Origin of the sequence: Actinokineospora cianjurensis (assembly GCF_003663795.1) — a bacterium.
Taxonomy (GTDB): Bacteria; Actinomycetota; Actinomycetes; order Mycobacteriales; family Pseudonocardiaceae; genus Actinokineospora; species Actinokineospora terrae.
On record NZ_RCDD01000001.1, the window covers coordinates 2,503,100 to 2,519,690 of the forward strand.

Sequence of the window (16,591 nt, forward strand, 5' to 3'; positions counted from 1 at the left end):
GGCCAGGAGGATCTGATGGAACGCAGCAGGCTCACGCCGCTGGTCGGCATCGGCGCGGTCACCGGGGCGGTGATCGCCGCCGGGATCGCCGCGCTGGCGCCCGTGCCGGTGCTCGGGCTGCCCAACCCCGGCGCGGTCGTGCGGTACGGGCTGCCCTCGGTCCGGGTTCTGGCCGAGGTCGCGGCCGTGTTGGTCGTCGGCGCGCTGCTGGCCGCCGCCGTTCTCATGCCGCAGCGGGACTCCGGGCGGGCCACGCGCCTGGCCGGGACCTTCGCGGGGTGGTGGGCGGCGCTGGCCGCCGCGATGGTGGTGCTGACTGTCGCGGACGCGCTAGGTCAGACCGTGACGGGCGTGCTTCCGCTGCTAGGACCTGCGGTGGGACGTCTGTCGGTCGCGCTCGCCTGGCTCGTAGTGGCGAACCTGGCCGCGTTGGTCTGGGTGGGTGTTCGGCTCCAGTTGAAGCCGTTGCCGCTGTTGGTGCTGTCGCTCATCGGTGTGGCGCCGGTAGCGCTGACGGGACACTCGTCGGCCGGTGGTGACCACGACATCGCCAGCGACAGCCTCATGCTGCACGTGGTCGCGATGTCGTTGTGGGTCGGTGGGCTCGTTGCGCTTCTAGTCCTGCTCAATCGCTCTTACGCTGCCACCGCCGCGCGGATGTATTCGGCCGTGGCGCTGGGTTGCTGGTTCATCGTGGTCGTGACCGGCGTGGTGAACGCGTCGCTGCGGCTGTCGCTGGGTGACTTGGACACGCAGTACGGACTGCTCGTAGTGGCCAAGACGGCTGCCGCGCTGCTCCTCGGCTTCTTCGGCTACCTCCACCGCACCCGGACCTTGCGCCTGGCCGATGCGGGACGTCCGCGTGCGCTCTTGCAGCTGGGTGCGGTTGAGATCCTTCTTATGCTGGCGACGATCGGCCTCGCGGTAGGGCTGAGCCGGACACCTGGGCCTATCGGCGAGCGTCGGAAGCTGTCGGCCACGGAGGTGCTGATCGGGTTCCCGCTGCCGGAGCCGCTCAGCGTGGTCAGGGCTGTCCTGGACTGGCGCTTCGACCTGGTCTTCGGGTCGGCGGCTGTCGTTGCTGCCGTCTGGTACCTCGACCGGCTGCGGCGTAGGACCGAACCGTGGCCGGCCGAGCGAACGGCCTCGTGGCTGGCAGGGTGTGCGCTGTTGCTCGTGGCGACCAGTTCTGGGCTGGGGAAGTACGAACCGGCCCTGTTCTCCGCGCACATCGACGTGCAGCTGATCTTGGGTCTTGCCGTACCCGCGCTGTTGGCCCGGGGCAAGCCCAGAGCGCTGATAGGACCTGTCGCGGTCTGGTTGCCCCGCCCGATCATCGCCGCCCAGTTCGCCGCAGCGATCCCACTGGTGACCTACGCGCTCGGACTGTACGACTCCGCCGCTGGGCTTCACTGGGCCCGGTTGGTCATCCTCGGGGCGTCTCTAGCGACAGGGTTGGTGCTGTTCGCCCGCGTTAGCCGCGGCCCCGTGCTGCTCGTCGCCGCTGCCTACGGTCTGACCGGCGTCGTGTTGTTGTGGCGGGATACCGCGCTGGGTGCCGGGTTCTATGGCCGACTGGCACTGGGATGGCAGAACGACGTTCTGGCCAACCAGACCACCGCGGCCTGGACGTTGCTCGTGGTCGCCGTGCTCCTCGCCGCCTATGCCGCACTGACCACGCGGAAGACCAAGGTCACCGAACTCGTTGCCGCTTGACCCCTTCGACCAACGCGAACATCCCCACAGTCGCCAAGACCACGACAGCCACAACGGATGCGATGGCAGCGGCAACAGGTGGCGCCAACGGTGACACCCCGGCGATGGACTCGACGGCGACGAGCGCGATTAGAGCCGCGTAGGCCACAACGGTCGACCACACCAACTTCAGGCCAAGGTCAGCCCGCACGGCTGAGCGGTCCAAGAGCCACGCCACCACAGGGACCACCAGGATCGCGTGCATCGCGACCGCGTGGAGAGGCTTCAACGCACCAGCTGTCGTGTACGCGAGCTGCGGATCCCCACTCCGACTGGCGATCACCCCACGCGCGATCATCGCCGCCCCTGTCGCCAACGCGACCAATAAAGCGATGAGACCGAACCGGATGGCAACGCGCATGCCCGGCGCGGATTGTCTGGTTCCGGCAACCGCCGCCACTGTGAAAGCGATCGTGGTCAGGATGAGCACCCCGCCGCCTGCCGCGAGGGTCATCGAGACAGCCGTGTCGAACCCGGTCTCGAAGTTGAAATGCGATGGAACACCCCGCCACGCTTGCATGCTGACCAATACGACCTCGCCCGTGCTCGCCCCCGCGAACAGCCCTAAGAGCAGCCTGCGAGCGCGCATAGCCACAAACGAGGTAGCCCAAGCGACCGTGACAAGGGTGAGGCCGAACGACAGGCCAAACGTCGCCGCCTTGCGCAGGGACAAAGGCCCCATCCACGTCCACCCGGTCACCAACAGGACTACGACGTGCACCAGCCCACCGGTGAACAGCGCAGCCCCCAGCGCATAGGACAAACGCTCCACGGGACGGGCATCGCGCCAGATTCCCATCAGCATGTGGCAAGTGTCGCGCACCTCCGCTTAGAACCCTGTCAGGCTAACCGGACCGGAGGTGGGAATGGCAGCCTACGAACGGACCCTAGACGGTGTCGTCGGGCGTCGAGTTGGTTTGGGAGATGCGCCCAGCCCTGGTCCTCCTGACCGTGACAGCGTCCGCGCTGCTCGGTCTTGCTGTTCCCGCCGCACATGCGAGCACGGACGCGCAGCGGCCCACCTACCTCGGATCGCTCACCCTCATCACGGGCGATCACGTGACCCTGCACAAGGTCGGCCAGCGGCTCGTGCCCGCGGTCGAACCGGGACCCGGGCGGGTCGGCATCCAGTTCGCCACCGCTGGAACCGGGGACAGCCTGTCGGTAGTCCCGTCTGACGCATGGGCGCCGTTGCAGGCGGGCAGGGTGGACCGGCGGCTGTTCGACGTCGCCGCCCTGCTGCGCGACGGATACGGGGACGAGGACCGGGCCGACCTTCCCCTGATCGCGCCCGCCGCCGCGCCCGGCACCGGCATGGCACTGTCCAGTGTGGACGCCAAGGCGGTGCGGGTGCCCAAGGCCGAGACGGGCGCGTACTGGACGCGGCTGAGCCAGAGCCGGGCCGCGGGGAAGGTGTGGCTGGACGGGGTGCGCAAGCCGAGCCTGGACGTGAGCGTGCCGCTGATCGGCGCGCGCGGGGCGTGGGGCGCCGGGTGGACCGGCAAGGGCGTGCCGGTCGCCGTGCTCGACACCGGGATCGACGGCACGCACGCCGACGTGCGCAAGAGCATCCAGGCCAGCCGCGACTTCACCGGCGAGGGCGGCGAACTGGCCGACGCGGACGGGCACGGCACCCACGTCGCCTCCACGCTGGCGGGCAACGGATCGGTGTCGGCGGGCAAGTACGTCGGCGTCGCGCCCGAGGCCAAGCTGTTGATCGGCAAGGTGTGCGGCGGGTGGGGCTGCGCCGAGTCGGCCATCCTCGCGGGTATGCAGTGGGCGGTCGACTCCGGCGCCAAGGTCGTGAACCTGAGCCTGGGCGGCACCGACACCGCGGACGTCGACCCGCTGGAGGAGGCGGTCAACCGGTTGAGCGACAAGGCGTTGTTCGTGATCGCCGCGGGCAACGACGGCGGCTACGGCGCGGAGACCGTCGCCTCGCCCGCCAGCGCGGACGCCGCCCTGGCGGTGGGCGCGACCGACAAGTCCGACCGGTTCGCCGGGTTCTCCTCCCGTGGTCCGCGCGTGGGCGACGCCGCGCTGAAACCGGAGATCTCCGCGCCGGGCCTGAACATCGTCGCCGCGCGGTCGAAGTACTCCAACCTGGGCACGAAGAAGGACCGGTACACCTCGCTCAGCGGCACCTCCATGGCCACCCCGCACGTCGCCGGGGCGGCGGCGATCATGGTGCAGCGCCACCCGGACTGGTCACCGCGCCAGATCAAGGCCGCGCTCATGGGATCGGCCAAGCAGCTGGACGGGCCGACCGCGTTCGACCAAGGTGCCGGGCGCGTGGACATCGCCAGGGCGGTCAACCAGGTCGGCGTCACCGACCCGCCCGCGGTGTCGATCGGCAGGCAGCCGTGGCCGCACAACGACGACCAGACGGTCACCAAGAAGCTGTCCTATGTGAACACCGCGGCGGTCCCGCTGGTGCTGCGGCTGTCGCTGGCGGGCGGCGCGCCCGCGGGGATGTTCCGGTTGTCGGCCACCGAGGTGACCGTGCCCGCCCGGGGACGTTCCGAGGTCGAGATCACCGTCGACACCAAGGTCGAGGCGCCGGACACGGTCCACAGCGCGTGGGTCGTCGCCGAGGGCGGTGTGGAGCGGATCACGACCCCGGTCGCGGTCGACCGGGAGCCGGAGAGCTATGACCTCACCGTGCACACCGTCAACGCCTCGGGCGAGCGGTCCGACAGCAACTTCAGCCTGCTGTTCGGGGTGAGCGCGAACCGGTACCGTCCGATCTGGACAGTGGGCGGCGAGGGCAAGGTCCGGGTCCGCAAGGGCACCTACCACCTCGACACCGTGATCTCCGCGCCGACCGGGGACGGCCGGGTCACCTCGCGCAAGGTCGTGGAGCCGAACGTGGTGGTGTCGGCCGACACGACGGTCGAGCTGGACGCGGCGGACGCGAAACCGATCGTGATCGACTTCGACCGGGCGGACGTGCGCTCCCGGGTGGTCGGCACCGGCTACGGCCGTCGACTGCCGTGGGGCACCCTGTACGCGGGCGTGCTCGGCGACACCTTCGAGCGGATCTTCACCACCCAGCGCGGCGGCCCCATCCCCGATGTCGTGGCCGATGTCGGTGGCGCGTTCTACGTGCCGGACGCCGCGGGCGGTGTCGAAGGCGCTCCGGTCACCTACAACGTGGCCTGGTTCCAGGGCGGCGCGCTGCCGGACGGGTTCACCCGGCACGTCGCCGACGACTCGCTCGCCCGGGTCGAGACGACCTACCGGCAGGTCCAGACCAAGCGCAGCGGCACCAAGCTGTGGTTGGTGTCCGAACCCGAGTTCCAGACCGGGTCCGGCTACGGGCTGCCGATCACGCTGCCGCTGACCAGGACCGAGTTCCACGGTGCGAGCGGCGAGGACTGGTCGGCGGAGTTCCAGCAGTGGCGGGTGGTCAAAGGGCAGGTGATCACCGAGTCGGTGTCCTCGGGTGATGTCGTCAAGCGGGCCCCGGGTCAGACCTACCGCGAGGAGTGGAACACCGCGGTGTTCGGCCCCTCGCTGCCCAAGGACGGCTTGGCCGTTCGGGTGAACGACACCATCTCCATCGGGGTGCCGATGCTCACCGATTCGGCGGATCGGACCGGCGCGTCCCTTGTGGACTCGGCGGAGACCTCGCTGTACCGGGAGGGCGAACTCGTCGGCACCTCGACCGAGCCGGGGCAGGGGGTGTGGGACGTGCCGGAACAGGCCGCCCGGTACCGGATCGACGCGACAGTAGAGCGCAGCACCACGCTGTCGCCGCGCGTGCAGACGTCATGGTCGTTCACCTCCGTGCGTCCGCAGCCGCAGTCGCGCAAGGGCGGGGCGATCCTGCCGCTGCTGGCCGTCCGGTTCGCGCCGGTCGGGCTGGACCCGCGCAACCACGCCGTCGGCCGGACGACACGGGTCGGCGTGAGTGTGGCGCGGCAGCCGCAGTTGGGGAAGGTGACGCTGACCCAGCTCACGTTGTCCGCCTCGTTCAACGACGGGATCACCTGGGTGGACGTACCGGTTGTGGACGGCGCGGGATCGGTTGTGCGGCCGGCCGGTACTGCGTTCGTGTCGTTGCGGGCCAAGGCGATCGACCGAGAGGGGAACGAGGTTGAGCAGACAGTGATCCGCGCCTACGGCGGATGACGCGGTCGGCCGGACGGGCGCCACCAGTGGGTGAGCCCGTCCGGCCCGGCGCGTGGTTGCGCCGAATGTCGGCTACGCGCGGGTCGCAACCGAACCACAACCCCGGTGCGGTGTGCTCAGCCTCCCTGTCATTCCCTGCTCCAGTGGAGGCTTCACGCAATGAACGCCAGGTTCAGGAAGGTGTCCCGACGCTTCGCGTTGTTGGCGGGCACAGTCGTCGTGGTCGCCGGGTTCGGCGGCGCGGTGCCCGTTGCCGCGGCGCCCGCGCCCGCCACCAAGCCCGCGCAGATCCTGTTCGCCGACACCCCCACCGCCGTGCCGGACACCTACATCGCGGTACTCGCCGACCAGCAGGCGTCGCCGGACGTGGTGAAGCGGCGCGCCACCGAGGCGACGCAGAAGTACGGTGTGACCGTGCAGAACTCGTACTACACGGCGCTGCGCGGGTTCCAGGTCAAGGCCAGCGTCGAGCAGGCGCGCCAGCTCTCGACCGACACCGCCTTCGAGTACATCGCGCAGGACCAGGAGTTCGCCACCCAGGCGCTCGGCGTGCAGACCGCGCCGCCGTCGTGGGGGCTCAACCGGATCGACCAGCGCTCCCTGCCGCTGGACACCAAGTACCACTACCCGCAGACCGCGCCGAACGTCTACGCCTACATCATCGACACCGGGATCCGCTACACCCACCAGGAGTTCGGCGGTCGCGCGATCTACGGCATCGACACCGTCGGCGGCGTCTTCCCGCCCGGCAACGACTGCCACGGCCACGGCACGCACGTCGCGGGCACCGTCGGCGGCAAGACCGTCGGCGTGGCCAAGCAGGTCCAGCTGGTCTCGGTGCGCGTGCTCAACTGCGCGGGCAGCGGCACCGGCGGCGGCGTCATCGCGGGCGTCGACTGGGTCACCAACGACGCCATCCTCACCGGCCGCAAGGGCGTCGCGAACATGAGCCTCGGCGGCCTGAACTTCCCGCCGCTCAACACCGCCGTCACCAACTCGATCTCCGCGGGCAACGTCCACTACTCCGTCGCCGCGGGCAACTCCAACGCCAACGCCTGCGGCTACTCCCCGGCTAGCACCCCGGCCGCGACCACCGTCGGCTCCACCGACCCCAACGACACGCGCTCGTCGTTCTCCAACTTCGGCTCCTGCGTCGACCTGTTCGCCCCCGGCCGCAACATCTACTCCGCCCACCACACCGCCGACAACGCCTACACCACGATGAGCGGCACCTCCATGGCCGCCCCGCACGTCACCGGCACCGCCGCCATGTGGCGCCAACGCTTCCCCGGCGACTCCGCGTGGCAGACGGCGACCTCGCTGACCGCCAACGCCACTCCCGGCGTGGTCCTGAGCCCCGGTGCAGGTTCCCCGAACCTGTTGCTGTTCGCCAACCACATCCCCGTCTAACAGTCCACTGTGACCAGTCAGACCCCGGCGGTTCCGTCGCCGGGGTCTGACCGGCGAACGTATTCGTAGATCCTCTCGGTGCGCTCCAGGGCCTTGGCGTGACCGGGGTCGTGGCGGGCCAGGTTCTGGAAGATCGCCAACGCCTCCTCGGCGGCGGTGTGGGCTTGCTGGGACGGGCCGTGCGCGAGGGCGAGGTTGGCGAGGCAGATGGCCAGTTCGACGCGGTAGGCGCCGCGGTTCTCCCCGGCCAGTTCGCGGAAGAGGGCTGCCGCTTCGGAGTGGGCGGTGATGGCGCCGGGGGTGTCGGCCATGAGGTCGAGGGTGATGCCGTGGTTGTTGAGGCAGGTGGCCAGGTCTGAGCGGAGTTCGGGCCTGGTGGGGAGGAGGTTGTGGTAGATCGCGATGGACGTGCGGTGGCAGTCGTCCGCGCTCATCAGCCTGCCCATCTCCCGCTGCACGGCGGCCCGCGCCTCGAACGCCTCGGCCGTGGTGGTGGCCCTGGGTTGGCTTGACGCCAGCGACACGGCTTCCTCGGCTGTTTGCAGGGCGGCGTCGAGGTTGCCGGTGGCGCAGTGGGTCAGGGAGAGGATGGTCAGACTGTGGGCGAGTACGGCGGGGCCGCACAGCCTGGAGGCGCGCAGTGTCTCGACTGCCTGCTGCGCCAGCTCGGGGGCTGGATCGTCCGAAAGGGATAGTCGGGCGACGATGGTCTGGATGTGGGCCAGGTTGGTACGGTGCGCGTCGGGGTTCTCGGCTGCGAGCACGACGGCGTCGTCTAACGCGGTCTTGGTCCTGTGGTCGATATAGCCGCGTTTGCCGACGGCGTACTCGATCGTCGCAAGGTTGATGAACGTGGTGGAGAAGTTGCGGACATCGTGGCTGTCATTGCCCACCATGAAGCTGTCGCCGATGACGTCCAGAGCGCGGTTCGGGCGGCCAAGTGCCAGCAAGGTGACAGCCCGGTTGTTCAGGCTGACCGAGTGGTTGTGCCAGGAGAGGTCGGAGGGATCACGATTGGCGAGATACAGGTTGGCCGCGTGTTCGGCCGCGCGCACGGCCTGCTCGATGTGCTCCTCCGCGTAGTAGGCGACAGCGAGTTCGTTGGCCATGGCGGCGTCGAGGTGGGGGGTGGTGCCGATGTGGATGGCCTCGTCGTACCTGCCTGCCCGGTTCAGTCGGATCATCATAGCCGCGTCGTCCTTGGTCACGGCCCGGGTGAGCTCGACCGCGAAGTCAGCCAACACCTCGCTGTAGTCCGGCACCAGCGCGACGAACCGGCGGCGCCTGGCCCTTGCCTTGACCTTGCCCAAGGCGTCGAGGAACGGCTGCGGATTCGCCAGTGACGGAACCAGGGCGAGGATGAGTTCGGCCCGATGCGTGTCCTCCACGAGCAGATCGATGAGTTCGGTGAACTCGCCTGAGCCGGATGCCTTGTCCAGGAGCAGCAGGAGCCGAACCCGTTCCACGGCGGTCATCATCCGGAAGAGACGGCCAACACCAGCTTTCCCGAGTACGTCGAGGCAGCCTTCCCGCAGGAAGCGTGGTGCCGAGATGAAACCGTGTTCGGACGGGTAGAAGCGGGCGACTGTGTCGGCCACCGCCTCGTTGGCCGCGATCTCCAGTGCGCGGGCTCGGTCGGCAGGGTTCAACGCGATGAGCCTTGCCGTGTCGTCGAGGGGAAGGTCGTGGACCCCCTGCCACATAGTTGTCTCGTGGCGCAGCAGCGCGGTGACATCGCCCGGTGGGTTGCGGTGGGCGCGTTCGAGGTCGTGTGCGAGTTCGTATATCCCCAGCCGGATTCCCTGCACAATCCGACCGGTTCTTCGCAGTGGGACATCGGGGGCGCCGGTGACGACGGGGGTGATCACCGAGATCGCGGCGGAGGGGAGTGGGTGGTCGGAGAGCAGGAGAAGGTGGGTTCCGCCTTGTGGGAGCGGGATTGTGGCGTCGGGGGGCGGGTTGGCGCAGACAATCAACACTGGGTCGTGCGGGGAGAGGGCGAGGGAGTCGAGGTGGGGCCAGTCGAGCCAGGCGACTGTCCACTCACGAGGGAGGCCGTTGGCCAAGCGGGCGGTGAGAGTGGGGTGTGCGGGGAGATCGGGGTTGGCGAAGTTCAGGACCGGATTGCTGGTGTGGAGGGTGTCGAAGGTGTCCAGCCAGGGTTGTTCGGTGGGGGTGGGGAAGGCGCCCAGGGCTGGGTTGAGGAGGGGGGCGGGGGTGAGGACGTGGCCGAAGGTGGGGAGGGTGGGGGGTGGGGTGGAGAACTCGGCCAGTTCCAAGGGTTCTGGGAAGCACGCGCCTGCGTGCGCGGCTACTACTTCGCGGAAGTTCTCGCGGTCCAACAGGGTTCGCGTAGTGAGAACGGCGTGGTGGGCGGGGCTTCGCGGGGTGAGGGTGGGGATCACGCCCACGACCAAGCCCTCGTGGAAGACTATCGCGCCGCCGGAGAAGGTGTAGCCGTCGGCGTCGCGGATGTGGCGGGGGTATTCGACGGCGAGGGAGTCGGCGAAGGGGAGGGTGGTGGTCCACACCAGGCGGGACGGGGCAAGGGATCGGCCGATGACCTTGTGCTCGCCCTCGGCGCCCCTGGTGATCGGGGTGCCCCAGCGGACCGGCTGGAGGTCGGGGACGACGTCCTCGGTGGTGGTGAGCAGGGCCAAGCGCCCGGAGCGCCAGATGACCGTGCCGGTGGTCGTGGTGGATTCCCCGATGACGCCAATCTCCACCTGGTCGGGGAGTGTGTCGCCCGCGGCGAGGAGCAACGCCAGGCGCGAGGTGATGAGGAGGGCAGTGCGGTCGCCGACAGCGACGACCCGGGCGAGGGTCTCGTCGACCTGCCTGGTCGTCGGGGTCGCGATGGGAGCCGCGGCGTCGAGGGTGTTCAAGAGGTCTGTGGCGGCGGTGGCGAACTGCTGGGATTCGGCGGGGAGGGTGGCTCGGGCGGCGGGGTCAAGGATCAGGGCCGAGACGCCGGCGGGGGTGGGGGTTTGGGTGGCTATGTGGGCGGTCAGGGTCTCGACCAGGTCCCAGGCGTCCTGGTGGGTCAGGTGGGCCTGGATCAAGGGGGCGGCGGTGGGGCGGAAGGCGAGGACGGGGTAGCGGGGGTCGGGGGTGACGACGGTGAGCAGGCCGCTGGAGAGGAACTCGGCGATGTCCGATAGGTCGGCGTCGGGGACCATGGTGTGTCGGATCAGGTGCAACAGCGGCAGACCGAAGCGGCTGAAGTGGGAGCAGAGTACGGCCAGGCGGACAGCGGCCGGTGTCGCGGTGTGCAGAAAGGACTCGGCGACCTCGGTGATCGTCGCGGGGATGCTGGGGCGGACCGGGGAGTCCACGAGGATGGCGTCGCAGCCGGGGTGGGCGCCGCGCATGAGGGTGTGCGACCAGCGGGCGATCGAGGCCGGGGTCAACGACACAGTGGGGACGCCTGCGGTGAGGCGGCCAGGAGTGAGGGCGTGGGCCCGGACGCGGCGTTGGTTCAGGGCGGAATGACGCCAGAGTCGTTGCGGCAGCGGGTCGATGATGACCGTGGGAGTGGTGGCCGCCGCAGAGCGCACCAGGTTCCACAGTGGACCGGAGCGCCACTCCGGGGCGGTGAAGTCCGACAGGAACATGACCAGGCGGCGAGCACCTGGGGTGCGCAGGCGCCGGGGGAGCGACGTGATCGGGCCGTCGTCGTCGCGCACCGTCGCGGTGGCCGGGGTGAGGTGCCAGGTCCGGACCTGCCGGAACGCGCCCATCCGGCGCAACAGGGCCACGAACGCCGACACGTCGTCGTGCCACACCGACATCGTGGTGCTGGTGTCGACGACCACCACCACGTCGAACCAGCGCTCCGGCTCCGGCGCGACCACCGGCACCAGGATCCCGTCCGCCGCGTAGCGTTCGACGGTCGCGTCCACGTCCAACCGGTCACGCACTCCGGCGCGCCACGGCTTGAGGAACGGCCGCAGCGCGCGCCCCATGGCCAACAGGTCCACCGACGCGCGGGTCACCGGCACGGTCGTCGGCTTGCCCTGCCTGCGCTCCGGGCTCGACGACGTCCGCTCCACCACCGGCCGCCGCTCGACGGGTGCGGGCGGGTCGACGCGCGCGGGCATGGGAACGACCGGCGGCGTGACGACAGGAGCCTGCGGCGGCACGACCACCGGCTCGACCGGCGGCAACACAACCTGCCCCGCCAGCCACACCGCGTCCGCCACCGCCCAGACATCCAGTTCCGGCACCGCGGCCGAGATCGCCGCGACCACTCCCGCCAGCGCGTCGGTCATGACTCGACGGCCTCGGTGCCCGGGTCAGCCATGGTTCAGCGATCGCAATAGGAGGTCCCGCAGGCTTTCGGTGTCCGCGCCGCCTGGACCCGTGACCACGTGGATGACGTTGAGCAGCTGGTCCACGGCGAGGACGTCGTTGTCTTCGAGGCGTTGGGCGAAGGCCGCGACCAGCTCCGACACCGGCTGGCTCAACGGGTCCACATCCAGGTGCGCGGCGACGATCCGGCGCAGCTCCACCACCCCCGGCTTGGGCATCGTGAACCGCACGCAGCGCCGCAGGAACGCGGGTGGGAAGTCGCGTTCGTCGTTGCTCGTCAGGACGATGAACGGGAACTCGGTGCAGGCGACCTTCCCCGAGGACACGACGCTCGTCTCAGTGCTCTCCCAGTGCCGCACCGCGATCTCGTCCACCGCGTGCCGGGTCAGCTCCGGGATCTCGAACTCGCCGCGCTCCAGCACGTCCAGCAGATCGCTGGGCAGGTCAAGGTCGCTCTTGTCGATCTCGTCGATCAACAACGCCCGTGGACGGTCCGAGGGCAGCAGGGCCGTCCCGAGTGGACCGAGCCGCAGGAACTCGGCGATGTCGTCCTCGCCGTGGTCGATGCCCTCCCGCCGCAGGTTCTGCGCGTGCACGCGGCCCAGGGCGTCGTAGCGGTAGAGCGCGTCGCGCAGGGTGCTGCGGGAGGTGATGTGCCAGCGCAACACCTGGCCCAGGTCCAACTCGTGCGCGACCTGCTCGATGATCGTCGACTTGCCCGACCCCGCCGTCCCGGACACCAGCAGCGGCCTGCGCAGCAGCACCGCCGCGTTCACCGCCTCCACCAGCCCCGGCGGCGGTTGGAACCGCGCGTGCGACGACCGACGCGGGAAGGTCCGCCACGGCGGTGGGTCGGGCAGCACCTCGCGCCGCTGCTCGCCGTCACCCCGGTAGTACCGCGCCCAGGTCATGTCCACCTCTCAGCTCGCCGTCGGGGGGTTCATCTCGCGCCTGGCCAGCCGTCGGCCGAACACCAGCCAGTCCTCGTCGTGCCACACCGACCGCAGGCAGCGCAGCGGGGACCCGTCGCGGTACGCCGACGCGAGTCCCTCCGGCAGCGACCCCCACCGCTCGTACAGCGCGGTCAGCCAGCCCTCGCCCTCTTCCCTCGGCCACAGCAGGATCGGGCAGTACGGCAGCAGCAGGTCCAGCACCGCGGCCAGGTCGGCAGGCCGGTGGTCGATGGCGATGGCCCCGGTGAACTCGCTGTTGGCCAGCCGCTCGTCGAGCACGTCGAGGTCGCCGAGCGCGTCGGCGCCGAGCGGGTCCAGCGGCACCCCGGCCGTCGCGCCCACCCGGTGCAGCACGTCGTGGGCGTTGTCGTGCAGGTCGGCGCGGTAGGTCGTCGGGTCCAGCCAGCCGGTCCACTGGGTCAGCACCTGGTGGCGGGCGCCGAGGAAGAACCGGCCCGGCCTGCTGCGCTCCGGGTACCAGGTGGCCAGCAGGTGCGCGGGCGCGGCCAGGTCCAGGTGGCGCAGCCGCTCGCCCGGCCGCAACCGCCCGTCCGCCCACGCCAGCGCCTGCCCGATCGCGGCCTCGGCGCCCGCCTGGGTCCGGTCCGACTCGAACACCGTCTGCGGGGTCGGGCTCTGGCCGGGCCGCAGCAGGTACGCCTCCACCGCGTCCGGCCACAGCGGGGCCTCGGCGGCAAGGCTCACCACCAGCCGCAACTCCTTGCGCCCCGCGAGCGGGACGTGCACCTCGCTCGCCGCGTCCCGCAACTCCGGCTCCGCGTGCGCATCCGCCGCCCAAGTCCGCAACGCCGGGTGCTCGCCACCCGCACCGACCGCCTTGGCCAACGCCACCAGCAACCGTGCGACCGCGGCCTTCGGTTTGCCCCGCGCCGACCCGTTGAGCGCAGCGTCCTCCAACACCCGCACCAGCAGGCCCGATCCGGACCCGTCGCCGGTCAACCCGACCGCTGTTGCCGCCGCGCGGATCGCGTCCGTCGACAGGTCCAACTCGCGCGCGCACTCGGCGGCCCGCACGGCGTAGAACAAGGCGGAGTGGGTGTGCAGGATCCGCCGCGTGCCCAGGGTGTCCTGCGCTGACTCGACGGCCGCGCGCAGTTCGTCGAACCGCTCCCGCGTCCAGACCGGCGGCACCGGGAACTCGCCCCAGGCGTGGAGCAGCCGGTCGACCGTGGCGCGGCCGAGCGGTCCGATCACCTCGCCGAGCAGGTGCGGGACCCAGACCCGGTTGGGCACGAGGGGAACGGGGTCGCCGGTGAGGGTGGCGCCGATTGTCGCGGCAAGCGCGGGGTCCAGGGTGATGTGTTCGTCACCGGCAGGGTCACCCGCGGTGATCACGGCGCTGAGGGCGAAGGTGGCGCGGAGGTCGTCCGTCGCCGCGGTGAGGACCGTGCCGCCGTCGACGGTGACCGGGTGCGCGGCGCCGTGCAGGTCGAGCAGCGCGGTCAGGGGAACGATCTCGGCGCAGTCTTGGAGCAGTTGCCGCAGGTCGACCATGGCGCCGTCGGCGGTGACGTAATGGTTGCCGCGAGCGGCCCCCAGGACGGCCAGCACGAGCGTGGCACCCGCCCTCCCCGCGGTCCTGGCCGCGGTCATCACCCGCAGCCGGGCGTCGGCCGGGTCCGCGAACGAGACTACCGGCGGCCCGGACATCGCCTTGAGCGCCGGGTCGGTCAGCGCGGCGTGCAAGGTGGACGCGGCCCGTTCCAGGGCATCCGGCTGCCCGACCGCCCCGCACCGGGTGGCGACGACGAGCAGGTGCCGCGTCATGGTCATCCGCTCGCTCGCCGCTCCTGTCACCGGGCAATGATCACAAGGCTAGATCGGTGCCGGGAGCGGTGGCGTTTCGGCTCAGACCGCGGCCCGTTCCCCGGCCAAGCGCTGGGTGCCGGACTGGGTGCGGAGCGGGACCTCCCTGATGGCGGCGACGCAGACCACCGTCGCAATGGACAGCACGGCCGCCACCAGCAGGATCGTCGCCGTCGCGTCGCCATAGGCGGTGCGGACGATGGTGGCCACGGCGGGCGGGAGTTGGTCCAACGAGCCGATGCCCGCGCCGCCGGAGCCCGCGGGGATCCCCGCGTCGGCGAGGCCCTGGGTGGTCAGGGTGCCCACGCGGCCGGCGAGGATCGCGCCGAGGACGGACACGCCGACCGTGCCGCCGAGGGAGCGGAAGAAGGCGACGGTGGAACTCGCGGCGCCCAGGTCGGCGGGGGCGACGGTGTTCTGCACGGCCAGGACCAGGTTCTGCATCGTCATCCCCATGCCGACGCCGAGGACGAACAGGAACGCGCCGAGCAGCACCATGTCCGTGGTGTGGTCGATCGTGCCGAGCAGGCCGAAGCCCGCGACCATCAGCGCCGAGCCGACCACCAGGAACGCCTTCCACCGGCCGAGGCGGGTGATCAGGATGCCGGACAGGGTGGACGAGAGCACCGACCCGATGATCATCGGCAGGGTCAGCAGCCCGGCCGCGGTCGGCGAGTAGCCCCTGGCGATCTGGAAGTACTGGCCGAGGAAGACCGCGCCGCCGAACAGGGCCGTGCCGACCGCGATGCCGGCCACGGTGGCGAGCGCGGTGGTGCGATCGGCGAACAGGCGCAACGGGATGATCGGCTCGGCCACCCGCGACTCCACCCACACCGCCAGCGCCAGCAGCACCACACCGGCACCGGCCAGCGCGAACGACGTGCCGGAACCCCAGGCGAACTCGCTGCCCGCGAGCGTCACCCAGATCAGCAGGACGCTCACCCCAGCGGTGATCAGCGCGGCACCCCAGTAGTCGATCCGCACCCTGCGCCGCACGACGGGCAGGTTCAGCGTCCGCTGCACGACCAGCGCCGAGAGCACCGCCAGTGGCACGCACACGAAGAAGCACCACCGCCACCCCAGCCAGCTCGTGTCGACGATGACCCCGCCCAGCAGCGGACCCGCGACCGTCGCCACCGACATGACCGCCGCGATCGGACCGGAGTACCGGCCGCGCTCCCTGGGACTGATCATCGCCGCGATCACGATGACGACCAGCGACTGCAGCCCCCCGAGCCCGAGGCCCTGCACGACGCGCCAGACGATCAGCACGTCCATCGACTGCGCGAAGCCCGCCAGTACGGAACCGGCGGTGAACACGCCGATCGCCAGCTGCACCAGCAGCTTCTTGCTGACGAGGTCCGAGAGCTTGCCCCAGATCGGGGTGCTCGCGGTGGACGCCAGCAGCGCCGCGGTGATCACCCAGGTGTACTGCCGCTGCGAGCCGTGCAGGTCCCGGATGATCGTCGGCAGCGCGTTGGACACGATGGTGGAGGACAGGAACGCGGTCAGCATCGCCAGCAGCAGACCGGTCAACGCCTCGATCACGCGGCGGTGCTCCATCCGGCCGCTCGCCTCGGCGCCGGTCTCGGTTCCGGTCTTGGCCTCGGCCTCGGCTTTGGTTCCGGTTCCGGCTCCGGCTTTGGTCTCTGTCTCGGTTCCGGGCTCGGTGGGGAGCGCTGTGGACTCAGTGGGCACGGGGGGACTCCTTGGTGGACAGGCCGCGCACGTCGTCTTCGAGCCTGCGCAGCAGGGACAGGAGGGTGGCCGCGTCGTCCTCGGACCAGCGGTCGAGTGCCGCGAGCAACCGCTGGGCCTCCTTGTCGCGGTGTCCTCGGAGCCAGTCGGCGCCTTCGTCGGTCAGGGAGAGCAGCCCCGCCCTCCCGTCCTCCGGATCGGGCCGCCGCCTTATCAGCCCATCGCGCACCAACCCGACGACCTGCCTGCTGACCACGGACGGATCGACCGCCAGCCCACAGGCCAACTGCCCAAGCCGCTGCTCGCCCGCGTGGTCGAGGAACGCCAACAGGGCAGCGGCGGACCGCTGCTCCTCCTGCCTGAACCCCCGCCCAGCCCGCACGACCGCCCGGAACACCTCGATCAACGCACTGGCCGTCACCCCGGCGACCATGACCGCCTCCTGTGGTGGTTGGGATGGCCAACTATAAGGAGGTTGGTTGTAGAACGCAACTACTGGGTGG

Annotated in this window: 9 protein-coding genes; 3 read left to right on the forward strand and 6 right to left on the reverse strand. The window is 70.5% G+C overall.

The features are described 5' to 3' along the window. Window positions 1–15: 15 nt before the first annotated feature. A complete protein-coding gene (locus CLV68_RS11395) occupies window positions 16–1,716 on the forward strand; it encodes a bifunctional copper resistance protein CopD/cytochrome c oxidase assembly protein (RefSeq protein ID WP_121390318.1) in 1,701 nt (566 codons plus the stop codon). On the opposite strand, the gene CLV68_RS11400 is transcribed toward CLV68_RS11395, so the two are convergent. Continuing rightward, window positions 1,694–2,560, reverse strand: coding sequence for a hypothetical protein (locus tag CLV68_RS11400; protein WP_121390319.1), 867 nt, complete (start codon window positions 2,558–2,560; stop codon window positions 1,694–1,696). The two genes, CLV68_RS11395 and CLV68_RS11400, sit on opposite strands and share 23 nt — an antisense overlap. Before the next feature lie 119 nt (window positions 2,561–2,679). Here CLV68_RS11400 and CLV68_RS11405 point away from each other — a divergent pair, with 119 nt between their 5' ends. Both CLV68_RS11405 and CLV68_RS11410 read left to right on the forward strand, forming a co-directional pair. Then, the gene (locus tag CLV68_RS11405) at window positions 2,680–5,889 is read left to right on the forward strand and encodes a S8 family peptidase (RefSeq protein WP_147459943.1); all 3,210 of its coding nucleotides are present in this window, start codon (window positions 2,680–2,682) and stop codon (window positions 5,887–5,889) included. A 180-nt stretch (window positions 5,890–6,069) separates the two neighbouring features. Further along, the gene (locus CLV68_RS11410) at window positions 6,070–7,299 is read left to right on the forward strand and encodes a S8 family peptidase (RefSeq protein WP_281274654.1); all 1,230 of its coding nucleotides are present in this window, start codon (window positions 6,070–6,072) and stop codon (window positions 7,297–7,299) included. Between the two features lie 17 nt (window positions 7,300–7,316). Here CLV68_RS11410 and CLV68_RS11415 read toward each other — a convergent pair whose 3' ends face one another. From CLV68_RS11415 to CLV68_RS11435, 5 genes are read right to left on the reverse strand one after another with little or no spacing between them, the layout of a single operon-like run. After that, window positions 7,317–11,570 (reverse strand): tetratricopeptide repeat protein, encoded by a 4,254-nt coding sequence (locus tag CLV68_RS11415; protein WP_121390322.1) that lies wholly within the window; start codon window positions 11,568–11,570, stop codon window positions 7,317–7,319. 24 nt (window positions 11,571–11,594) lie between these two features. Continuing rightward, window positions 11,595–12,521, reverse strand: coding sequence for an AAA family ATPase (locus CLV68_RS11420; RefSeq protein ID WP_121390323.1), 927 nt, complete (start codon window positions 12,519–12,521; stop codon window positions 11,595–11,597). Window positions 12,522–12,530: 9 nt separating this feature from the next. Next, on the reverse strand, window positions 12,531–14,381 hold the full coding sequence (locus CLV68_RS11425) for a vWA-MoxR associated conflict system protein (protein ID WP_147459944.1): 1,851 nt from the start codon (window positions 14,379–14,381) through the stop codon (window positions 12,531–12,533). Window positions 14,382–14,432: 51 nt separating this feature from the next. Next, on the reverse strand, window positions 14,433–16,088 hold the full coding sequence (locus tag CLV68_RS11430) for an MDR family MFS transporter (RefSeq protein ID WP_281274655.1): 1,656 nt from the start codon (window positions 16,086–16,088) through the stop codon (window positions 14,433–14,435). Continuing rightward, entirely contained in the window at window positions 16,078–16,521 is a 444-nt protein-coding gene (locus tag CLV68_RS11435; RefSeq protein ID WP_121390325.1) for a MarR family winged helix-turn-helix transcriptional regulator, read from the reverse strand. Before CLV68_RS11435 ends, CLV68_RS11430 begins: the two co-directional genes overlap by 11 nt. Window positions 16,522–16,591: the final 70 nt, after the last annotated feature.